Source organism: Algoriphagus lutimaris, assembly GCF_017051705.1.
Taxonomy (GTDB): domain Bacteria; phylum Bacteroidota; class Bacteroidia; order Cytophagales; family Cyclobacteriaceae; genus Algoriphagus; species Algoriphagus lutimaris.
The window spans coordinates 1449968-1471835 of the sequence record NZ_JAFIDJ010000002.1 but is presented as its reverse complement, the minus strand read 5'-3'; the positions used below and the strand labels follow the sequence as shown (position 1 = coordinate 1471835).

Annotated in this window: 18 protein-coding genes and 4 tRNA genes; 3 read left to right on the top strand and 19 right to left on the bottom strand. The window is 40.1% G+C overall.

What is annotated here, in order from left to right; translation table 11 throughout:
* Nucleotides 1-116 precede the first annotated feature (116 nt).
* The 19 genes from rpsJ to JYB62_RS16820 all read right to left on the bottom strand — a co-directional run bounded on the left by rpsJ (nucleotide 117) and on the right by JYB62_RS16820 (nucleotide 19798).
* A complete protein-coding gene (gene rpsJ, locus JYB62_RS16910) occupies nucleotides 117-422 on the bottom strand; it encodes a 30S ribosomal protein S10 (protein ID WP_008203035.1) in 306 nt (101 codons plus the stop codon).
* A 12-nt stretch (nucleotides 423-434) separates the two neighbouring features.
* Entirely contained in the window at nucleotides 435-2558 is a 2124-nt protein-coding gene (fusA, locus tag JYB62_RS16905; protein WP_205646559.1) for an elongation factor G, read from the bottom strand.
* A gap of 5 nt (nucleotides 2559-2563) precedes the next feature.
* A complete protein-coding gene (rpsG, locus tag JYB62_RS16900; RefSeq protein WP_074226873.1) occupies nucleotides 2564-3031 on the bottom strand; it encodes a 30S ribosomal protein S7 in 468 nt (155 codons plus the stop codon).
* 22 nt (nucleotides 3032-3053) lie between these two features.
* Nucleotides 3054-3449 (bottom strand): 30S ribosomal protein S12, encoded by a 396-nt coding sequence (gene rpsL / locus JYB62_RS16895; protein ID WP_074226872.1) that lies wholly within the window; start codon nucleotides 3447-3449, stop codon nucleotides 3054-3056.
* A 98-nt stretch (nucleotides 3450-3547) separates the two neighbouring features.
* The gene (locus JYB62_RS16890; protein ID WP_074226871.1) at nucleotides 3548-3868 is read right to left on the bottom strand and encodes a DUF3467 domain-containing protein; all 321 of its coding nucleotides are present in this window, start codon (nucleotides 3866-3868) and stop codon (nucleotides 3548-3550) included.
* A 63-nt stretch (nucleotides 3869-3931) separates the two neighbouring features.
* On the bottom strand, nucleotides 3932-8245 hold the full coding sequence (gene rpoC, locus JYB62_RS16885) for a DNA-directed RNA polymerase subunit beta' (protein WP_205646558.1): 4314 nt from the start codon (nucleotides 8243-8245) through the stop codon (nucleotides 3932-3934).
* Nucleotides 8246-8295: 50 nt separating this feature from the next.
* On the bottom strand, nucleotides 8296-12171 hold the full coding sequence (gene rpoB, locus JYB62_RS16880) for a DNA-directed RNA polymerase subunit beta (protein WP_205646557.1): 3876 nt from the start codon (nucleotides 12169-12171) through the stop codon (nucleotides 8296-8298).
* Nucleotides 12172-12326: 155 nt separating this feature from the next.
* Nucleotides 12327-12707, bottom strand: coding sequence for a 50S ribosomal protein L7/L12 (gene rplL / locus JYB62_RS16875; protein ID WP_205646556.1), 381 nt, complete (start codon nucleotides 12705-12707; stop codon nucleotides 12327-12329).
* A 51-nt stretch (nucleotides 12708-12758) separates the two neighbouring features.
* Complete coding sequence (rplJ, locus tag JYB62_RS16870) at nucleotides 12759-13301, bottom strand: 50S ribosomal protein L10 (RefSeq protein ID WP_205646555.1); 543 nt, start codon at nucleotides 13299-13301, stop codon at nucleotides 12759-12761.
* A gap of 2 nt (nucleotides 13302-13303) precedes the next feature.
* Nucleotides 13304-14002: a 50S ribosomal protein L1 gene (rplA, locus tag JYB62_RS16865; protein WP_074226866.1), complete on the bottom strand. Its 699-nt coding sequence runs from the start codon at nucleotides 14000-14002 to the stop codon at nucleotides 13304-13306.
* Between the two features lie 10 nt (nucleotides 14003-14012).
* Entirely contained in the window at nucleotides 14013-14456 is a 444-nt protein-coding gene (gene rplK, locus JYB62_RS16860) for a 50S ribosomal protein L11 (protein ID WP_074226865.1), read from the bottom strand.
* Between the two features lie 3 nt (nucleotides 14457-14459).
* Complete coding sequence (gene nusG, locus JYB62_RS16855) at nucleotides 14460-15017, bottom strand: transcription termination/antitermination protein NusG (protein ID WP_074226864.1); 558 nt, start codon at nucleotides 15015-15017, stop codon at nucleotides 14460-14462.
* 18 nt (nucleotides 15018-15035) lie between these two features.
* Entirely contained in the window at nucleotides 15036-15224 is a 189-nt protein-coding gene (gene secE, locus JYB62_RS16850; protein WP_008203051.1) for a preprotein translocase subunit SecE, read from the bottom strand.
* 14 nt (nucleotides 15225-15238) lie between these two features.
* Nucleotides 15239-15312 (bottom strand) — tRNA-Trp (locus JYB62_RS16845).
* A gap of 112 nt (nucleotides 15313-15424) precedes the next feature.
* The gene (tuf, locus tag JYB62_RS16840; RefSeq protein ID WP_205646554.1) at nucleotides 15425-16612 is read right to left on the bottom strand and encodes an elongation factor Tu; all 1188 of its coding nucleotides are present in this window, start codon (nucleotides 16610-16612) and stop codon (nucleotides 15425-15427) included.
* Nucleotides 16613-16672: 60 nt separating this feature from the next.
* A tRNA-Thr gene (locus tag JYB62_RS16835) sits at nucleotides 16673-16744 on the bottom strand.
* Nucleotides 16745-16777: 33 nt separating this feature from the next.
* Nucleotides 16778-16850: transfer RNA gene (locus JYB62_RS16830), tRNA-Gly, on the bottom strand.
* Between the two features lie 71 nt (nucleotides 16851-16921).
* Nucleotides 16922-17004: transfer RNA gene (locus JYB62_RS16825), tRNA-Tyr, on the bottom strand.
* Nucleotides 17005-17155: 151 nt separating this feature from the next.
* On the bottom strand, nucleotides 17156-19798 hold the full coding sequence (locus JYB62_RS16820; protein ID WP_243431606.1) for a M1 family metallopeptidase: 2643 nt from the start codon (nucleotides 19796-19798) through the stop codon (nucleotides 17156-17158).
* A gap of 65 nt (nucleotides 19799-19863) precedes the next feature.
* Here JYB62_RS16820 and JYB62_RS16815 point away from each other — a divergent pair, with 65 nt between their 5' ends.
* From JYB62_RS16815 to frr, 3 genes are all read left to right on the top strand, one after another.
* A complete protein-coding gene (locus JYB62_RS16815; protein ID WP_205646553.1) occupies nucleotides 19864-20358 on the top strand; it encodes an acetyl-CoA carboxylase biotin carboxyl carrier protein subunit in 495 nt (164 codons plus the stop codon).
* Nucleotides 20359-20488: 130 nt separating this feature from the next.
* A complete protein-coding gene (gene pyrH / locus JYB62_RS16810) occupies nucleotides 20489-21199 on the top strand; it encodes a UMP kinase (RefSeq protein ID WP_205646552.1) in 711 nt (236 codons plus the stop codon).
* Nucleotides 21200-21209: 10 nt separating this feature from the next.
* The gene (frr, locus tag JYB62_RS16805; protein WP_205646551.1) at nucleotides 21210-21770 is read left to right on the top strand and encodes a ribosome recycling factor; all 561 of its coding nucleotides are present in this window, start codon (nucleotides 21210-21212) and stop codon (nucleotides 21768-21770) included.
* Nucleotides 21771-21868: the final 98 nt, after the last annotated feature.

Below are 21868 nucleotides of genomic sequence, written 5' to 3'. Positions count from 1 at the left end.
CAACATTTTTACTACTGCCAAACAATTGAAAGCCCCTGAGAATCGTGTAAATGGTGAATATATAAAAAGACCTGCGTGTGAACGCAGGCCTTTTTTATGAAATATTTAAGAGCAGATCAAACTTTGATTTCTACATCAACTCCACTTGGAAGCTCGATTTTCATCAAAGCATCTACAGTTTTGGAGCTGTTGGAGTAAATATCAACCAATCTCTTATATGTGCAAAGTTGGTACTGATCTCTCGCTTTCTTACTTACGTGTGGAGATTTCAACACAGTGAACTTCTCCTTCTTAGTAGGCAATGGAATTGGTCCCACTACTACTGCGCCAGTGGCCTTTACAGCCTTTACGATTTTCTCTGATGACTTATCCACCAGGCTGTGATCGTATGATTTTAGTTTTATTCTGATTTTCTGATTCATCGCAAATATTGATTAGTCTTTCTGACCTTTTACGTTAGCAATTACGCCCTCTGCTATGTTATTAGGCACAGGCTCATAGTGAGAGAATGTCAAGGAAGCAGTAGCTCTACCAGAAGAAATTGTTCTTAGGTCAGTAATATAACCGAACAACTCTGACAATGGTACAGATGCTTTGATCACAGATGAAGTACCTTTGGTATCCATACCTTTCATCAAACCTCTTCTTCTGTTCAAATCACCAGTGATTGGACCAGTGTATTCGTCAGGAGAAACTACATCTACAGACATGATAGGCTCCAATAATTGAGGCTTACATTTCTTAGCTGCTTCTTTGAAACCAATTCTAGCTGCCAATTCAAAAGAAAGAGCATCAGAATCGACATCGTGGAAAGATCCGTGGAACAATCTAACTTTCATAGACTCTACTGGGTAACCAGCAAGAGGTCCATTCTTCATAGATTCAGTGAAACCTTTCTGGATCGCTGGAATAAATTCTTTTGGAATCACCCCACCTACGATACCATTAACAAACTCAAGTCCTGGTTTAACCTCACCAGTTTCTGGGTCTGGATCTTTAGGCCCAAGTTCGAACACGATATCCGCAAATTTACCTTTACCACCTGACTGCTTCTTGTAAACTTCTTTATGTTCAACAGAACCAAACAAAGCTTCTTTGTAAGCAACCTGAGGAGCACCTTGGTTGATTTCAACCTTAAATTCTCTCTTCAGACGGTCGATAATAATATCTAAGTGAAGTTCACCCATACCTCTCAAGATAGTCTGACCAGTTTCGTGGTCGGTATTTACTTGAAGTGTAGGATCCTCTTCTACAAGCTTAGCAATCGCCATACCCAATTTATCTACGTCAGCTTGAGTCTTAGGCTCAATCGCGTATCCGATAACTGGCTCTGGGAAGATCATAGACTCAAGAACCACTTTGCGATTTTCTGCACAAAGAGTATCTCCTGTCTTGATATCCTTAAATCCAACAACAGCTCCAATATCACCAGCTCTCAAAGCATCGATTTGGTTTTGCTTGTTGGCATGCATCTGGAACACACGTGAAATACGCTCTTTGTTTCCAGAACGGCTATTGAATACATAAGATCCAGAATCCAAAATACCAGAGTATGCTCTTACGAAACATAATCTACCCACGAATGGGTCAGTGGCGATTTTGAATGCCAAACCAGCAAATGGCTCATCTTCATTTGGAGTAATGACAACTTCTTTTTCTTCGTCATTCAAATCATGAGCGATCAAGTTATCCTTATCCAATGGAGATGGAAGCAATTCCATAACCAAGTCAAGCATAGTCTGAACACCTTTGTTTTTGAAAGAAGATCCACAAACCATAGGAACAATTTTCATGTCGATGGTTGCTTGTCTCAATGCAGAAAGAATTTCTTCTTCAGTAATAGAGTCTGGGTCATCAAAGAATTTCTCCATCAAAGACTCGTCGTACTCAGCAACAGCTTCAAGTAAATGCTCTCTCCACTTTTCTACATCTTCCAACATGTCTTCTGGAATAGGAACTTCTTCGAAAGTCATTCCCATGTCTTCCTCATTCCATACAATGGCTCTGTTGTTGATCAAATCAACAACACCTTTGAATTTGTCTTCAGCTCCGATAGGAATCTGCAAAGGCACTGCATAGCTACCAAGCATTTCCTTCACTTGCTTACAAACCTCAAGGAAGTTTGCGCCAGCACGGTCCATTTTGTTAACGAATCCGATACGAGCGACTTTATAATTATCAGCTAATCGCCAGTTAGTCTCAGACTGTGGTTCAACACCATCCACAGCACTGAATAGGAAAACTAAACCATCCAATACTCTCAAGGAACGGTTTACTTCTACTGTAAAGTCAACGTGTCCAGGAGTATCAATGATGTTAATTTGATATTTTTGATCTCTGTAGTTCCAGAATACGGTAGTAGCAGCGGAAGTAATAGTAATACCTCTCTCCTGCTCCTGCGCCATCCAGTCCATCGTAGCAGCACCATCATGTACTTCTCCGATCTTGTGGGATACCCCAGAGTAAAAAAGAATTCGCTCAGTAGTAGTTGTCTTACCAGCATCGATGTGAGCAGCAATACCGATGTTTCTGGTATATTTTAAATCTCTTTTAGCCATCCTAATTAAAATCTAAAGTGGGAGAATGCTTTGTTAGCCTCGGCCATTCTGTGTGTATCATCTTTTTTCTTCACTCCGGCACCTTCGCCTTTGGAAGCAGCTATGATCTCACCAGCAAGTCTGTCCATCATTGTTTTCTCTCCTCTTCTTCTGGCATAAGTGATCATCCACTTGATACCTAGAGAGAGCTTTCTTTCCGGACGAACTTCCATTGGAACCTGGAACGTAGCACCACCAACTCTACGACTCTTCACCTCTACGGATGGAGCAATATTGTTAAGCGCTTTTTTCCAAACTTCAAGACCATTCTCACCTACTTTTTCCTCAACTTTTTCTACTGCATCGTAGAAAATTCTGTAAGCAATACTCTTCTTCCCATCTACCATTAGACAGTTCACAAACTTGGTAACCAAGGTATCATTGAACTTAGGATCAGGAAGAATATATCTCTTCTTTGGTTTCGCTTTTCTCATTTTTTCTAAATGTTATAAAGTATTATTTCTTTGCCGGGGCTTTTCCTGCCTTCGGTCTTTTAGCACCATACTTAGAGCGACCTTGTTTACGGTCTTTAACTCCTGCGGTATCAAGTGCACCACGGATGATGTGATATCTTACACCTGGTAGATCTTTCACACGACCACCTCTAATCAATACGATTGAGTGCTCCTGTAGATTGTGACCTTCCCCTGGAATGTAAGCATTCACTTCTTTTCCATTTGTCAATCTCACCCTCGCCACTTTTCTCATTGCTGAGTTAGGCTTCTTAGGGGTTGTAGTGTATACCCTGGTACAAACACCTCTTCGCTGAGGACATGCATCCAAAGCTCTTGATTTTGATTTGGTCTCCAGTGTAGTTCTACCTTTTCTTACTAACTGTTGAATAGTAGGCATTAACTGATAAAATTTAGTTTTCCTGTAAACTGTTAAATTTTGGACTGCAAAGGTAACCAAAGTAATAAGATGAACAAAATTAAGTAGTTATATTTTTGTTACGCCTCACCTGGAGTACCAAAGCTGATCGGGAATTGTGGGGCTCCCCCACCCTGATTTATTTTCCCAAAAGCATCTTCATATTTGTCAATATTGTCCTTTAAAGCTGCTAATAAACGTTTTGCATGCTCCGGAGTCACAATAATTCTAGATTTCACTTTTGCTTTTGGAACTCCTGGCATTAATCTTATAAAATCAATCACAAATTCTGAATTGGAGTGCGCGATCATCGCCAAATTTGCATAAACTCCTTCAGCTACTTCCTCTGATAGTTCTACATTGATCTGTTGATCAGGTCTTTTCCCTTTTTCGTCTTGCATTTTTTATGGATTAAAAAAGGCCTGTACGAATACAGGCCTTTTGTTATTTGTTAATTCATACCATTATAGTATGGCTTCGCTTGATTTCTTAGTGGATACATGATCCATGCTATCAGAAAGCTTTTCGTATTCCTCTTTGGAACCAACGATGATGTTTTGGATTCTTCTTTGTCCGGTACCCGCTGGGATCAAGTGTCCAACCAATACGTTCTCTTTCAATCCTAACAATTCATCACGCTTACCTCTAATGGCTGCCTCAGAAAGAACCTTGGTAGTTTCCTGGAATGAAGCAGCAGAAAGGAAGCTTTCTGTACCCAAAGAAGCAGCAGTAATACCTTGCAACGTAGGCTTAGAAACTGCAGTTTCTGCATCTCTAACTTGTACCAACTTTAGATCCTTACGCTTCAAGCTCGAGTTTTCGTCTCTCAATCTTCTAGCTGTAATAATCATACCTGGCTTCAAAGTAGAAGAATCACCTGCGTCCATTACCACTTTCTTATCAAGGATATTATCGTTTTCCTCTCTGAATGCCCACTTGTCCACTACTTGGTTTTGAAGGAATCCAGTGTCACCAGCATCCAAGATCTCAACTTTCTGCATCATTTGAGATACAATCACCTCAATATGCTTGTCATTGATTTTCACACCCTGAAGTCTGTATACTTCCTGAATTTCATTTACCAAATATTCCTGAACAGCAGTAGGACCTTTGATCGCCAAAATATCATTTGGAGTAATTGCACCATCTGATAAAGGCTCACCTGCACGGATAAAGTCATTCTCCTGAACCAAGATATGCTTAGAAAGAGATACCATGTATTTCTTAATAACGCCATCTTTAGATTCGATCAAAATCTCTCTGTTACCACGCTTGATACCACCATAGGTAACTACCCCGTCGATTTCAGAAACTACTGCTGGGTTAGATGGATTTCTAGCCTCAAACAATTCTGTTACTCTTGGTAGACCACCAGTAATATCTCTTGTTTTACCAACAGATCTTGGGATTTTAACCAACACCTGACCTGCTTTGACTTTCTCTCCAGTTTCTACTGCCAAGTGAGCTCCCACTGGAATATTGTAAGACTTGGTGTCATCTCCATAGTTTACAATGATCGCCGGGTTTTTGGTTCTATCTTTTGTATCTATAATTACTTTTTCACGGAAACCAGTTTGATCATCAGCTACCTCCTTATAAGTAATTCCTTCTACGATTGCCTCAAAGTCGATGGTACCATCGAATTCTGAAAGGATAACCGCATTATATGGATCCCACTTACATAGCGCTCCATTTTTGCTGATCTTCTGACCATCCTTCACTTCTAATAATGCACCATAAGGAACATGGTTAGAAACTAAGGTTTTGCCAGATTTTGGATCGTTGATTTTGATTTCTCCGGATCTACCCATCACTACTGTAACAGGCTCTCCATCCTTGTTGGTTGTTTCCAACGTTCTCAACTCCTCATCAAATTCAACAATACCTTCAAATTTAGCCGTGATGCTCGCTTCAACAGCCATGTTAGATGCAGTACCACCTACGTGGAACGTTCTCAATGTCAACTGAGTACCTGGTTCACCGATAGACTGTGCGGCAATTACCCCAACAGACTCACCGGCTTGTACCATATAACCCGTTGCAAGGTTTCTACCATAACACTTAGAACAAACACCTCTACGGGTTTCACAAGTCAATACGGATCTGATTTCAACCTCTTCAATTGCAGAATCATCAACTTTAGCTGCGATTTCATCCGTAATCTCAATTCCTGCTGGGATGATCAACTCATCTGTTACTGGATCATATACATCGTGAACAGAAACTCTACCTAAGATTCTTTCAGATAAAGGCTCAACGATCTCATCATTGTCTTTCAATGGAAGAACGTTTAATCCTCTCAAAGTACCGCAGTCCTCTTCGGTCACAATCATATCTTGGGCAACGTCTACCAAACGACGAGTTAAATAACCCGCATCGGCAGTTTTCAATGCAGTATCAGCAAGACCTTTACGTGCACCGTGCGTAGAGATAAAGTATTCCAGTACATCCAATCCTTCCTTAAAGTTAGAAAGAATCGGGTTTTCGATGATCTCACCTACTGAACCTTGCAAGTTTTTCTGTGGCTTAGCCATCAAACCTCTCATACCACCTAGCTGACGAATTTGCTCTCTAGAACCACGAGCTCCTGAGTGCATCATCATGTAGATCGCATTGAAACCTTGCTTATCCTCTTCCATCTGCTTCATTAGATTATTAGTCAAATGAGAGTTGGTACGAGTCCAGATATCAATTACTTGGTTGTAACGTTCGTTATCAGTGATCAGACCCATCAAGTAGTTATTCCAAACCTGATCTACCTCTTCCTTGGCTTTGGCGATCATTGGTTCTTTTTCTTCAGGAATAATTACATCATTAAGTCCCATTGACAAACCACCCTGGTAAGCACTTTGGAAACCTAGATGTTTGATATCATCCAAGAATTTAGCTGTACGTGCAATACCACATACTTTTACTACCTGAGCAATGATCTGCTGCAGTTTTTTCTTGGTAAGAAGCTCATTTACATAACCTACTTCCTCAGGAACAAACTGGTTGAAGATCAATCTACCAGCGACCGTATCGATGATTTCTTCTACGATAGATCCGTCTGGCTTACGAACATTCACCTTACACTTGATATTCGCGTGCTTGGAGATCACTCGTTCGTTCAATGCAATTACTACTTCCTCCGTACTGTAGAAAGTCATACCTTCACCAGGAACTGGCTCTTCTGGAGTAGATTTCTTGCCTTTAGTCACATAATAAAGACCCAAAACCATATCCTGAGATGGTACAGTAATAGGAGCACCATTGGCAGGGTTAAGGATGTTATGCGCAGAAAGCATCAAGGTAGAAGCTTCCAAAATTGCTTCATGGCCAAGTGGTACGTGAACCGCCATCTGGTCACCGTCAAAATCGGCGTTGAATGCAGTACATACCAATGGGTGAAGCTGGATTGCTTTTCCTTCGATCAATTTAGGCTGGAATGCTTGGATACCTAGTCTGTGAAGAGTAGGAGCACGGTTTAGAAGAACAGGATGTCCTTTCAATACATTTTCCAAGATGTCCCATACCACTGGATCTTTACGATCCACAATTTTCTTGGCAGATTTAACAGTCTTTACAATCCCTCTTTCAATCAGTTTTCTGATGATAAATGGTTTGAAAAGCTCGGCTGCCATATTTTTTGGAAGACCACACTCATGAAGCTTTAATTCAGGACCTACCACGATCACAGAACGACCGGAATAATCCACACGCTTACCGAGCAAGTTTTGACGGAAACGGCCTTGCTTACCTTTCAACATGTCAGAAAGGGACTTCAAAGCACGGTTACCATCAGATCTTACCGCATTTACTTTTCTAGAGTTATCGAACAAAGAATCGACAGCTTCCTGAAGCATTCTCTTCTCGTTTCTCAAAATAACCTCTGGAGCTTTGATATCGATCAATCTCTTCAATCGGTTATTTCTGATAATAACTCTTCTATAAAGGTCATTCAAATCAGAAGTAGCGAATCTACCACCATCCAAAGGAACCAAAGGTCTCAATTCTGGTGGGATCACTGGAACCATTCTTACTACCATCCACTCTGGACGGTTTTCAATTCTGGTTCTTGCATCACGGAATGCTTCTACTACTTTCAAACGCTTCAATGCTTCTGCTTTTCTCTGTTGAGAAGTATCAGTAGCAGCTTGGTGACGAAGTGCATAAGAAAGATCATCCAATTCAATTCTAGCCAACAACATTTCCAAAGCTTCAGCACCCATTTTGGCGATGAATTTATTTGGATCATCATCATCTAGCATGTGATTTTCCTTAGGAAGCTTATCCATGATATCCAGGTACTCATCCTCAGTAAGGAAATCCAAGTATTGAATTCCGTCCTCAGCTTTGATACCTGGTTGTACTACAGCATAGCGCTCATAATACACAATCTGATCAAGCTTCTTAGTCGGTAGACCAAGAAGATAACCGATTTTATTAGGAAGAGATTTGAAATACCAAATGTGAGCAACTGGTACTACCAGCTCGATGTGCCCCATTCTCTCTCTTCTCACTTTCTTTTCTGTAACCTCTACACCGCAACGGTCACAGATAATACCTTTATACCTGATGCGCTTATACTTGCCACAATGACATTCCCAGTCTTTGACAGGACCAAAGATTCTCTCACAGAACAAACCACCCATTTCTGGTTTGTAAGTTCTATAGTTGATAGTCTCTGGCTGTGTCACTTCACCGTTTGAACTATCCAGAATAGATTCTGGAGAAGCCAAACTAACGGTGACTCTGGAAAAGTCGATGTTAAGTTTTTTATTTTTTCTGAACGCCATAGTTTTTTGAAAGATATGTAAAGGGCTCTTGCGAGCCCTAATGAGCTAAATTAATCCAGGGTAATTTCAAGAGCCAAACCTCTCAATTCATGAACCAATACATTGAATGATTCTGGAATATTAGGTTTAGGAAGGTTTTCACCCTTCACTATCGCTTCATAAGCTTTAGCTCTACCGATTACGTCATCTGATTTAACAGTCAGGATTTCCTGAAGTACATGGGATGCACCGAATGCTTCCAGTGCCCAAACTTCCATTTCTCCGAAACGCTGACCACCGAATTGAGCTTTACCACCCAAAGGTTGTTGCGTAATCAAAGAGTATGGACCAATAGAACGTGCGTGCATCTTATCATCAACCAAGTGACCCAATTTCAGCATGTAAGCCACACCTACGGTTACAGGTTGGTCAAATTTCACACCGGATAGACCATCATATAGGTAAGTACGTCCGTATGCTGGTACGCCTGCTTCTTCCAATTCAGCAGAAACCTCTTCCATAGAAGCTCCATCGAAAATCGGAGTAGCATATTTCTTACCCAATACCTGACCAGCCCAAGCAAGTACAGTTTCGAAGATCTGACCAATGTTCATTCGGGAAGGTACACCCAGCGGGTTCAATACGATATCCATTGGAGTTCCATCTTCAAGGAATGGCATGTCTTCGTCTCTTACAATTCTAGCGACAATACCTTTGTTTCCGTGACGACCTGCCATCTTATCACCCACTTTCAATTTACGCTTCTTAGCAACGTAAACCTTAGCAAGCTGTACAATACCAGCAGGAAGTTCATCTCCAACTTCAAGAGTAAATCGATCTCTTTTGAATAAACCTGAAATCTCGTTTCTAGAATTGGTGTAGTTTTTCACCAATTTCACAATCAGATCATTGGTATGCGGATCATCTGTCCAATCATCCAAAATGATATCAGAAATCAAGTTTGCTTCCTCTGGAACGTTATAGTTACTTTCGTCTCTATATGGGTTCTTTGCAGGGAATAAGTTGTTTTCGATATTCTTCAGATTGAATTTAACACCCTTGCTGATGATCTCATCTCCAAACTTGTGTTTCACGCCCAAAGATGTTTTACCATCTAGGAGAGTAACCAATTTATTGATCATTCGAGCTCTGATGCCCAATAGATCTTTGGAGTATTTTGCTTTCAGTTTTTCAACCTCAGCTTTTGCTTTTGCTCTAACTTCTTTATCCTTTTTAGGACGAGAGAACAATTTGGTTTCGATAACCACGCCATTAAGAGATGGAGAAGCTTTCAATGAGGCATCTTTTACATCACCAGCTTTATCCCCAAAGATTGCTCTCAATAGTTTTTCTTCTGGAGTTGGATCAGTTTCACCTTTTGGAGTGATCTTACCGATGATGATATCACCTTCTTTCACTTCCGCACCAATTCTGATCACACCATTCTCATCCAAGTGCTTCACAGCCTCTTCAGAAACGTTAGGAATTTCAGAGGTTAATTCCTCTTCCCCACGCTTGGTATCTCTTACTTCTAGTTGGAATTCTTCAACGTGGATAGAGGTAAAGATATCTTCACGAACAACTCGCTCAGAAATTACAATCGCATCCTCAAAGTTATATCCTTGCCATGGCATGTAAGCCACCTTCAAGTTTTTACCAAGAGCAAGCTCTCCCTCGTTAGTTGAATAACCTTCTACTAGAACCTGGCCTTTCACTACTTTCTGACCTTTCAATACCAATGGAGTAAGGTTGATGGTAGTATCCTGGTTGGTTCTTCTGAACTTAATCAGATCGTAAGATTTATATTCGTCTGTAAAATTAACTAATAACTCATCATCAGATAGATCGTATTTGATGGTGATTTTCTTAGCATCTACATAGTCAACTACACCGTCTGCTTCTGCAATAATCAAGGATCTTGAATCTACAGCAGCTTTTGCTTCAAGGCCTGTTCCTACAATAGGAGCCTCTGCTTTCAACAAAGGAACTGCTTGACGCTGCATGTTAGATCCCATCAAGGCTCTGTTTGCATCATCATGCTCCAAGAAAGGAATCAAAGAAGCCGCTACTGACACAATTTGGTTTGGAGCAACGTCCATATAGCTGATTTCAGTTGGTTCAAGAACCGGGAAATCACCCTCAAATCTTGCTTTTACTTTTTCATTGATGAAATTACCTTTCTCATCCAAAGGTGCATTTGCTTGCGCAATGTTATTGTCATCTTCTTCTTCAGCAGTAAGGAATACGATATCATCTCTATCCATACTTACTTTCCCGTCTTTCACCTTTCTATAAGGAGTTTCCAAGAAGCCCATGGAATTCACTTTTGCATGAACACAAAGTGAAGAAATCAAACCAATGTTTGGACCTTCTGGAGTTTCAATAGTACAAAGACGACCATAGTGTGTATAGTGAACGTCACGTACCTCGAAACCTGCTCTTTCTCTAGATAGACCCCCTGGACCCAATGCAGAAAGTCTTCTCTTGTGAGTCAACTCTGCCAATGGATTGGTTTGATCCATGAACTGAGAAAGCTGGTTGGTACCAAAGAATGAGTTAATTACAGAAGAAAGTGTACGTGCATTGATCAAATCGACTGGTTTGAAGTCTTCATTGTCACGAACGTTCATTCTTTCACGAATGGTTCTAGCCATTCTAGCAAGACCTACACCGAACTGGCTATAAAGCTGCTCACCTACAGTTCTTACTCTTCTATTACTCAAGTGGTCAATATCATCGACTACTGCTTTAGAGTTGATCAATCCAATTAGATACTTCACAATTGAAATGATATCCTCTTTAGTCAAGACAATCTTTTCAGATTCAATGTCAAGACCTAATTTTTTGTTGATTCTATAACGACCAACTTCACCTAGATCATAACGCTTGTCAGAGAAGAATAAGCTATGAATTACTTCTCTTGCAGTCGCCTCATCAGGTGCTTCAGTATTTCTCAACTGACGATAGATAACTTCTACAGCTTCTTTTTCAGAGTTAGAGTTATCTTTCTGTAATGTATTATAAACGATAGAGAAATCGGCGATATTTACATCTTCCCTGTGAAGGATGATGCTTTTAGATCCCGAATCCAAAATCATAGAAATATCTTCATCCGTAAGTACGGTATCACGCTCTAGCAATACCTCATTTCGATCGATGGATACTACTTCACCAGTATCTTCATCCACGAAATCTTCTACCCAAGTTCTAAGAACTCTTGCGGCCAGCTTTCTACCTGCTGCTTTCTTCAGAGCATTTTTAGTGGCTGAAACCTCCTCAGATAATCCGAATAAATCCAAAATATCTTTATCAGAACCATAGCCAATTGCTCTTAGCAAAGTTGTCACAGGGAATTTCTTCTTACGATCAATGTAAGCATACATGACATTGTTGATGTCTGTAGCAAATTCGATCCAGGAACCTTTGAAAGGAATGATTCTAGCTGAATATAACTTTGTACCATTTGTATGCTTGCTTTGCGCAAAGAATACACCTGGAGATCTATGCAACTGAGAAACAATTACTCGTTCCGCCCCATTGATGACAAAGGAACCTTTCTCCGTCATGTACGGAAGGTTTCCTAAGAATACCTCTTGCTCAATGGTTTCGAAATCCTCATTATCCTCATCGTGACAAAGAAGTCTAAGTTTTGCCTTTAAAGGGACAGAATATGTCAAACCTCTATCAATACATTCTCCTACACTATACTTAGGAGGATCTACTGCATAATCGATAAACTCCAAAGTGAAATTTTCTCTGGAATCACTGATCGGGAAGTTTTCGGCAAATACTTTAAATAACCCATCTGCCCGGCGTTTCTCAGCAGGAGTATCCAATTGAAAAAAGTCTTTAAAAGACTGCAACTGAATATCTAGAAAATCCGGATAGTCTTTGACCACCTTAATGGAGGAGAAACTTTTCCTTTCGGTTTGATTCTTGATAGCCAAGGTAGTATATGTTTATAGTGAAATTAAATAACGAAATGCGACAATTTTCGCTTAAAATAATGCAATTTTATACCTGTGCATAAACAGGAAAAGACCTGACTAATTTAGTCAGGTCTTATGGCTAAACCATAACCTATTGGCTCTGGCTTAGCAAATTATTTGATCTCTACTTCAGCACCAGCTTCTTCCAAAGACTTCTTCAAGCCTTCAGCTTCGTCCTTAGCGATACCTTCTTTCAAGGCTTTAGGAGCAGAATCTACCAAATCTTTAGCTTCTTTCAAGCCAAGACCAGTCAATTCTTTTACCAATTTAACTACTGCCAATTTAGATGCACCAGCAGATTTCAAGATAACGTCGAATGAAGTTTTCTCTTCTTCTGCAGCAGCTTCTCCTGCACCAGCACCACCAGCTACTACTGCTACACCAGCAGCAGCAGGTTCGATTCCGTACTGATCTTTAAGGATATCTGTCAATTCTTTAACTTCTTTTACAGTCAAGTTCACCAACTGATCTGCAAGTTGCGTAAGATCTGCCATTGTATTTGAAATTTATTTTTTGTGTTTTTTATTTAATTATTTTATTGGTCCTTATGCTTCTTCTTTTTCAGCTAGGGTCTTAAGCACACCTGTAAGGTTGTTTTGACCACTTTGCAAAGCAGAGATAAGGTTCATAGCTGGAGATTGTAGCAATCCGATAAGATCTCCCAATAGCTCCTGCTTTGATTTGAGTTTAGACAACATCTCAAGGTTCTCTTCTCCGATAATGATATCAGATTCAATAGCAGCACCTTTAAATACTGGTCTAGTCTCTTTTTTACCTATTTTTTTTCTGAAATCCAGCAATACTTTTGCTGGAAGATTACTAGTCTCTTTAGAGAAAATAATTCCAGAGAATCCTTTAAGAGCCTTGTCACTCAATGAGGAATAATCCACATCAAGGTTTTCCAGCGCCTTTTGAATCAGCGTATTTTTGTATACTTTGTACTCAACACCTTTTTCAAAACAAGTTCTTCTGAACGCATTCACTTGTGCAACAGAAAAACCTGATGCATCCGTGATGTAGAAGAAAGGGTTTTCTCTGAATTTCTCGGTAAGACCGTCGATTATTACTTTCTTTTCGTCTCTAGTCATGATTAAATACCTTGAATACTACCCTTGTCCACTGCAATTCCAGGAGACATTGTACTTGATAAATGAATACTTTTGAAGTATGTACCTTTTGATGAGCTAGGCTTAAGCTTAGAGATAGTAAGCATCAATTCTCTTACATTGTCCTGAATCTTTTCAGGTGTAAAAGATGCCTTACCAACACTAGCATGAATAATTCCAAATTTATCAACTTTGAAATCGATCTTACCAGCTTTCACCTCTTTAACAGCTTTAGCTACATCCAAAGTAACTGTTCCGGATTTTGGGTTAGGCATCAAACCTCTAGGTCCTAATACTCTACCCAATCTACCTACCTTCGCCATGACGTTAGGCATAGTGATGATGACGTCAATGTCAGTCCATCCACCCTCAATTTTAGCGATGTAGTCATCCAAGCCCACATAATCTGCACCCGCTTCAGTTGCTTCTGCCGCTTTATCAGGAGTACAAAGTACTAATACTTTGATGTCCTTACCAGTACCATGCGGAAGGGCAACAACGCCTCTTACCATTTGATCCGCTTTTCTAGGATCAACACCCAAACGGATGTCTAGATCGATAGAAGAATCAAATTTGGTATTGGTAATTTCCTTAACGATAGAAGAAGCTGCCTCAAGAGAGTACACTTGGCTTGGGTCATATTTAGAAAGAGCTTCTTTTTGCTTTTTTGTTAACTTAGCCATTGTTTTTTATTTATACTTCCCAAGGGGCTTGTCCAGATACTGTGATACCCATGCTTCTAGCTGTACCAGCTATCATTTTCATAGCTGACTCTACTTTGAAAGCATTTAGGTCAGGCATTTTAACCTCTGCAATTTCTTTTACCTGATCCCAGGTAACCGAACCTACTTTCTTTCGATTAGGTTCTGCAGAACCGCCTTTCAACTTCGCCGCCTCTAACAACATATTTGCCGCAGGAGGAGTTTTTACAACGAATTCAAAAGACTTATCCGAGAAAATTGTAATCAATACAGGAAGCACTTGACCCATTTTATCTTGGGTACGTGCATTGTATTGCTTACAAAACTCCATAATGTTCAAACCCTTGGAACCAAGAGCTGGACCTACTGGAGGCGACGGGTTAGCCTGGCCACCTTTCACTTGTAGTTTTAAATAACCAGTGATTTCCTTAGCCATTGCTTAGTCTTGTTTTTCTACTTGTATAAAGTTTAACTCTACCGGAGTATTTCTTCCGAAGATCTTGACCATAACATTCAATTTCTTCTTCTCATCAAATATCTCCTCTATTGTCCCGGTAAATCCACTGAATGGGCCGTCCATTACCTTTACGGCTTCTCCTACTATAAATGGTGTATCCAACTTCTCTGCAAACTCATCAATCTCCTCAACCTTACCTAAAATACGGTTGACTTCTGATTGGCGTAATGGTTCAGGGGTTTTGGAAGCTCCCCCCTGGTTTGATCCTAAGAAACCGATAACACCCGGGATACTCGTTATTACGTGATTGGCCTCACCGTTAGAAAGATCTGCATTGACTAAAACGTATCCGGGAAAGAAGTTTCTCTCTCTGACACGCTTTTTGCCATTTCGCATCTCATATACCTTCTCGGAAGGTATTAGCACTTCAGGAATAAATTCGTCAATCTTCTGTCTAGAAATTTCATTATCCAGATAGGTTTTTGTCTTTTTTTCCTGCCCAGCTACTACCCTGAGTACGTACCACTTATGTTCAGCCATTCTGTAATGTCAATTCAATTAAAATAAATCATAAAACCATGTCATGATGTTTTCGAAACCTAAGTCTACTACCCCGATAAACAAGGCAAAGATCAAAGATGCTACTAGCACCAACACTGCACTATTTTGAAGAAATGAATACTTAGGCCAAGTGACCTTGTTTTTCATTTCATCATACGACTCCAGAACAAAGTTTTTTAGATTCATATTGTAATACTTACTGGCACGGGCAGAGAGATTCGAACTCCCATCAACGGTTTTGGAGACCGCTATTCTGCCATTGAACTATGCCCGTGTGAATGAACGTCCCGCTAATGGGAACGCAAAATTAGGTATTGTTGACTAAAGAAACAAATGCGATCCCAAAAATATTCAGGATCGCATCGTTTTAATAGATCAGAAATTGATTAGTCAAGAATTTCAGTAACCTGACCAGCACCTACTGTTCTACCACCCTCACGGATTGCAAAACGAAGTCCTTTTTCAAGAGCAACTGCATTAAGCAAGTTTACCTCGATAGTCACGTTATCACCTGGCATAACCATTTCAACGTTTTCTGGAAGTTTGATCTCACCAGTTACGTCAGTAGTTCTTAAGTAGAACTGAGGTCTGTATTTGTTGAAGAATGGAGTATGACGTCCACCTTCTTCTTTTGACAATACGTAAACTTCAGCTTTGAAGTGTGCGTGAGGAGTCACAGAACCTGGCTTACAGATAATCATACCTCTCTTGATTTGAGCTTTTTCAATACCTCTCAACAAAAGACCTACGTTATCACCAGCTTCACCTCTGTCTAGGATCTTACGGAACATCTCAACACCAGTAACTGTAGACTTAAGTCCTTCAGCACCCATACCGATGATGTCAACTGGATCACCAGAGTTGATTACACCTCTTTCAATTCTACCAGTAGCTACAGTACCACGACCAGTGATCGAGAATACGTCTTCTACAGGCATCAAGAAATCTTTATCTACAGCACGCTCAGGAAGAGGAATGTACTCATCCACTGCGTTCATCAATTCCATTACAGTATCAACCCACTTCTCTTCACCGTTCAATGCACCAAGTGCAGAACCAGCGATAACTGGGATGTTGTCTCCATCGAATTCATAGAAAGAAAGAAGTTCTCTAACTTCCATTTCTACTAGTTCAAGTAGTTCAGGATCGTCTACCATGTCTACCTTGTTCATGAATACAACAAGAGCAGGAACACCAACCTGACGAGCCAATAGGATGTGCTCTCTAGTTTGAGGCATAGGTCCGTCTGTTGCTGCTACTACAAGGATAGCACCATCCATCTGGGCTGCACCCGTTACCATGTTCTTAACGTAATCGGCGTGACCTGGACAATCTACGTGAGCATAGTGTCTCTTGTCAGTTTGATATTCTACGTGAGAGGTGTTAATGGTAATACCTCTTTCTTTTTCTTCTGGAGCGTTGTCTATAGAAGAGAAATCTCTTAATTCAGATAGACCCTTACTAGCCAAAACGGTAGTGATGGCAGCAGTCAAAGTGGTCTTTCCATGATCTACGTGACCAATCGTACCGATATTAACGTGCGGCTTGGAACGGTCGAATTGTGCTTTTGCCATGCGTGAAAATCCTCAGTTTAAGTTTAAAGATATGTTTAGATAAATATTTAAAGCCGTATGAGCCAACGACGGGATTTGAACCCGTGACCCCTTCCTTACCAAGGAAGTACTCTACCCCTGAGCTACGTCGGCTTGAGCCCGATACCTTTCCGAAGAAAAGTATAGAGCGGGAGACGAGGCTCGAACCCGCGACCTGCAGCTTGGAAGGCTGCCGCTCTACCAACTGAGCTACTCCCGCTTTTTTTCCGGCTAAGCCGAATTTCTTTTAAGCCCTGCAAAACTAGGAAAAAATTTTGCATTCGGCAATTGTGGGGGAAACAGGATTCGAACCTGTGAAGACATAAGTCAACGGATTTACAGTCCGTCCCAGTTGGCCGCTTTGGTATTCCCCCAACTATTCGTCACTTTTTAAGTCTTTTTTGTATGACCTATCTATCGTAACGGATGGCAAAATTATAGCCTTTTATTAAAGTTTCAAAGTATGTATTTCAAATTTCATGAGAATTTATGCACTATTTCTACAAACGACTTAAAATCAGTGAATTAATTTTTTACAATTAATGCTTCCATGAAGTATTCATAATAATTTTTCAATTCAGGATCCTTCTCTTGAGTCGCAATTTCAGAAATTGCCTTCACTACTTGGGCATCATCCGAAAAAGCCAAGATCGCTTGAAATGCTCCCAATCGAATGAAATTTTGTGCATGCCCCTTCATGATTTTTTTTAATTTTTCTACTGCAAGGTCCTTCCCTTCTTCTGGAAACCTGCTAAAATATTCTCCATAGTACCCCAAAAAGAAATATAAACCCTCTCCGGAGAGCTGATCTATTTTTTCATGAAACCAAATTCCCTTTCCTAACACAGGTTTGGTAATGAAATATTCTGATACTGGAATCACATATCGAAAATTGGTCTCTTTCGAAAACCTTTCGATCAATTCCTCATCCAGTTCCTGCCCCTCAATATTGGTCAATCCCATTAACGCGGAACTAGAGACCAAAACAGATGGTTCTTCCACCAATCTCAACAACAAGGCTTGGTATTTTTCATTATCATAGGCTGCCAAAACATCAATAGCCCCTGCTTTCACAGAGTTTTTGGCATTCCCCTCTATCAATGCAACAAGATTGCTTTCCAATCCTTCTATCTCTTCAATCCATTCCGTATGACTTTGCAATAGACTTAAGGAAAGCTCTCTAACAGACCAAAACTCATCTTTCATTGCTTTTGGTAGTAAAAGCTTAAGCTCATCCGAGGCATCATTCGTAGCCAAGCTATCCAGTGCCTCATACCTGGCAATTCCCAACTTGGAAGTTTCATACTGGTTTACCCATTGTCCCAAAGAAATAGTTTGATTTTTCTTGATCAAAAGATCTTTTCCCTCGTCGAAAAAAACATGATCAACAGGATTTCCATTCTCTAACGCGAATTGCTGAAATGCCTCCTTCAACATAAATTTCTTTACTTTTCTATCTCCTCCATCGTACCAGCTAATCTCAAAAGGCAACTGATATAGTGGGGTTTCTTCCAAGTCCTGTATTTGGGTGATGGAAATCAAAATATTTTCCGGAATAGAATAATCTATTTCCACAAAGAGCTCGGGATGACCTTTGTCTAAAAACCACTGGTTGAAAAACCAATTCAGATCCTCCCCCGCTACATCTTCAAAGGCCTGTCGCAAATCATGCACTTCAACATTAGAAAAAGCATGTTCCTGCAAATACCTGTGGAGAGACTCAAAAAAGACTTCATCCCCTACATATTTTCTCAGCATATGAATAATTACTCCTGCCTTGGCATAACTATGAGAGTCAAACATATCTTCAGAGTCCTCATAGTAATGCCTAATCAAATCCACTTGTTTGGTTGCAGACTCTGCAAAATAGGTTTCCATCTCAGCAACTAGTTTGAGCGAGGCTTGATCAAGACCATATTTATATTCATTCCACAAATACTCACTGTAGTTTGCAAAACCTTCATTCAGTGGAAGATTTGCCCAGGATTCGGTGGTAACATAATCACCAAACCATTGGTGGAACAACTCATGCGCAATGATGTAATCCCATTCTGAATCCAAGGCTTCTTTTTCATTCAGCCTTAATTCTTCCATAAAAATTGATACAGTGGTATTCTCCATTGCACCAGAAACGAAATCCCGTACTACTACTTGATCATATTTAGGCCATGGGTATGGGACTCCCAGCTTTTCTGAGAAAAACCCAAGCATCTCTGGGGTATTTTTGAATACCATTTTGGCTCCTTCTTCGTAGCCCTTTTCTACATAATACCCTAATGGAACCCCTTCCCATGTAGCTTCTACCTTACCAAAATCGCCTATGGCAAATGCGGCTAAATAGGGGGAGTGAGGCAACTTCATTTCCCAATAATCCATGTGGAAGCCACTCCCTAAATCCACTTGATCTACTAGTTCTCCATTTCCAATGGATATCATAGAATCCGGCACAGTCAGTTTGAAAAGTTGAGTCATCTTTTCATTGGGTTGATCCAACGTAGGGAACCATTTTGAATTATGCATGGTCTCTCCTTGGGTCCAAATCATCGTTGGCTTGTCTGGATCTTCGCCCAAAGGGTCAATAAAATACAAACCTTTGGTGTCCGTAATGGCCTGGCTCCCCTCCCCCGAGTTCTTCTCTGGAAAAGCCTTATATGCCATCGCTATCGCAAAGGTATCCTCCTTTGTCATCAGTCGTGGAAGAGGTATTTTTAGTTCCTGCGTGTCGTAATAATACCCCAGGCTTGCACTATCCCCTTTATATACAAAATATACTTTCCCTAACTCAAAATCCTGGGCATCCAAAACCAACTCTTTTTGAGGCTTAAAAAAAGGTTTGAAAGTCAACACAGCCTTTCCTAATACCACCTGATTTTCATAATCAAAATCTAACTCCAAATCAGTATGAATCAAGTCAAAACCCCGGTTCCTCTCTCCCTTATAATTTGCCAGTTGAGACTCTTTCTCCTGAACTAATTTTATGATCCCAACAGTATCCAGGGGAATTATCGCAATAGGTTCGGCAGCAACTTTCTGTTCAGGTTCTTCTTCCTCTGTTTTTGTAAAATTCTCTGCTGATTTACAGGAATAAGCAAATAAAACCAGGGCACCCAAGCCAGATAATAAGGACTTTTGCAAAATATCTTTTGCCTTAGCTAGCATTTGTTTCATATTTGAGAAAAAGAAAGACCGTTTTTTGTTCGGATTTAATAATTTCAAGCTCCAAATTAACAGGAATGTTTTCAGTAACTATCCAAAATGAGACCTATTCGGTAGAAAAAACCGATGAATCGACCTTCGTAAATGACAAATCCTTGAATTGGGATTTGCAATGGGTATCCGATAGGAAAATACATCTTATACATAAACACCAATCCATAGAGGCTGAATTAGTTTCTATGGACAAGGAGACGAAAACACTTCAAATTCGTTTAAAAGGTAAAACAGCTACACTACAAATCAAGGACAGGTTTGATCTATTGCTTGAGAAAATGGGTATGAACAACCTGAATTCTGGGGCAGCTAAGGACATCAAAGCTCCGATGCCTGGATTAATCCTGGAATTGAAAGTAAAGCCTGGAGATGAAGTAAAAAAAGGAGATGTAGTTTTAATTTTAGAAGCAATGAAAATGGAAAATATTATCAAAGCACCTGGGGACGGGGTCATTAAATCTGTCAAAGTTAACCTGAAACAAAGTGTTGAAAAAAACCAAGTCCTAATTCAATTTTGATCAAAAATGGAATAAGGCGAAGTCAAAAATGACATTTGCCCTAGCATAATGAGATGAAGGAATTATATTTGTCGGATTATTTAATCTAATAATATTTTATTCAGCAACTCCTTTGCAAATAAATCCACCTATGAAATACAAAAGAATACTGCTCAAACTAAGCGGAGAAGCACTAATGGGCGATAAGAGTTACGGCATCGACCCTGTTAGACTTCAGCAATACACCCAAGAGATCATGAAAGTCAAAGACATGGGGGTAGAAATTGCGATCGTTATTGGTGGAGGCAACATCTTTAGAGGAGTTCAGGCTGCTCAATCGGGTATCGACCGGGTCCAAGGTGATTACATGGGAATGCTGGCCACCTTGATCAATGCCATGGCACTTCAAAGTGCTCTGGAAAAAGCTGGTCTCTTCACTAGATTAATGTCCGGGATAAAAATTGAAAGCGTTTGCGAACCATTCATTAGAAGAAGAGCAATCCGTCACCTTGAAAAAGGACGAATTGTGATTTTTGGAGCTGGAATTGGTAATCCTTACTTTACGACAGACTCCACAGCTAGTTTAAGAGCGATTGAAGTAGAGGCAGATGTGGTCTTAAAGGGAACAAGAGTGGACGGAGTTTATACTGCTGATCCTGAAAAAGATGCTACTGCAACCAAGTACAAAACTATTTCATTCCACGAAGTGTATGAAAAGAATTTGAATGTCATGGATATGACTGCTTTCACACTTTGCCAGGAAAACAACCTTCCTATTATTGTATTTGATATGAATAAGGCAGGTAATCTGAGTAAACTAGTAGAAGGTGAAGAAGTTGGAACATTGATCACAACCCTTTAAGCTTAAGATTATGGAAGAAATTGATTTATTCTTAGACGAAGCAAAAGAATTGATGCAAAAAGCAGTTGACCATACTGCTTCAGAATTATTAAAAATTAGAGCTGGAAAAGCAATGCCTAATATCTTGGACGGAATTATGGTCCAATATTATGGAGCGCCTACACCATTATCACAAGTTGCTTCGATCAACACTCCCGATGCAAGAACACTCAGCATTAAACCATGGGAGAAGAATCTAATCGGAGAAATAGAAAAAGCAATCATCAACTCAGACTTGGGACTTGCTCCTCAAAACAACGGAGAGATCGTTATTCTGACCATTCCCGCACTGACAGAAGAAAGAAGAATCAACCTGGTAAAACAGGCTAAAAACGAATGTGAAAATGGTAAGATTTCCATTAGAACAGTCAGAAAAGACACCAATGATTCTTTGAAAAAACTTCAAAAGGATGGAGCTTCTGAAGATGAAATCAAAAGAGCTGAAGATGTAGTTCAGAAGCTGACAGACCAATATGCTGCGAAAATTGATGAACTGCTTGTGAAGAAAGAAGCAGATATTATGAAAGTTTGATCTTTCATAAACATTAAAAAAAAACGCTCTGAAAATGATTTCAGAGCGTTTTTTTTTGCTAAGGCAATTCTATCAAATACGGCAATGTCATCGTTTGA

What these genes read in the sequence shown, in the direction of transcription:
- rpsJ (WP_008203035.1), bottom strand. Translation starts at nt 422, where the DNA reads ATGAATCAGAAAATCAGAATAAAACTAAAATCATACGATCACAGCCTG.
- fusA (WP_205646559.1), bottom strand. Translation starts at nt 2,558, where the DNA reads ATGGCTAAAAGAGATTTAAAATATACCAGAAACATCGGTATTGCTGCT.
- rpsG (WP_074226873.1), bottom strand. Translation starts at nt 3,031, where the DNA reads ATGAGAAAAGCGAAACCAAAGAAGAGATATATTCTTCCTGATCCTAAG.
- rpsL (WP_074226872.1), bottom strand. Translation starts at nt 3,449, where the DNA reads ATGCCTACTATTCAACAGTTAGTAAGAAAAGGTAGAACTACACTGGAG.
- JYB62_RS16890 (WP_074226871.1), bottom strand. Translation starts at nt 3,868, where the DNA reads ATGCAAGACGAAAAAGGGAAAAGACCTGATCAACAGATCAATGTAGAA.
- rpoC (WP_205646558.1), bottom strand. Translation starts at nt 8,245, where the DNA reads ATGGCGTTCAGAAAAAATAAAAAACTTAACATCGACTTTTCCAGAGTC.
- rplL (WP_205646556.1), bottom strand. Translation starts at nt 12,707, where the DNA reads ATGGCAGATCTTACGCAACTTGCAGATCAGTTGGTGAACTTGACTGTA.
- rplJ (WP_205646555.1), bottom strand. Translation starts at nt 13,301, where the DNA reads ATGACTAGAGACGAAAAGAAAGTAATAATCGACGGTCTTACCGAGAAA.
- rplA (WP_074226866.1), bottom strand. Translation starts at nt 14,002, where the DNA reads ATGGCTAAGTTAACAAAAAAGCAAAAAGAAGCTCTTTCTAAATATGAC.
- rplK (WP_074226865.1), bottom strand. Translation starts at nt 14,456, where the DNA reads ATGGCTAAGGAAATCACTGGTTATTTAAAACTACAAGTGAAAGGTGGC.
- nusG (WP_074226864.1), bottom strand. Translation starts at nt 15,017, where the DNA reads ATGGCTGAACATAAGTGGTACGTACTCAGGGTAGTAGCTGGGCAGGAA.
- secE (WP_008203051.1), bottom strand. Translation starts at nt 15,224, where the DNA reads ATGAATCTAAAAAACTTTGTTCTGGAGTCGTATGATGAAATGAAAAAC.
- tuf (WP_205646554.1), bottom strand. Translation starts at nt 16,612, where the DNA reads ATGGCAAAAGCACAATTCGACCGTTCCAAGCCGCACGTTAATATCGGT.
- JYB62_RS16820 (WP_243431606.1), bottom strand. Translation starts at nt 19,798, where the DNA reads ATGAAACAAATGCTAGCTAAGGCAAAAGATATTTTGCAAAAGTCCTTA.
- JYB62_RS16815 (WP_205646553.1), top strand. Translation starts at nt 19,864, where the DNA reads ATGTTTTCAGTAACTATCCAAAATGAGACCTATTCGGTAGAAAAAACC.
- pyrH (WP_205646552.1), top strand. Translation starts at nt 20,489, where the DNA reads ATGAAATACAAAAGAATACTGCTCAAACTAAGCGGAGAAGCACTAATG.
- frr (WP_205646551.1), top strand. Translation starts at nt 21,210, where the DNA reads ATGGAAGAAATTGATTTATTCTTAGACGAAGCAAAAGAATTGATGCAA.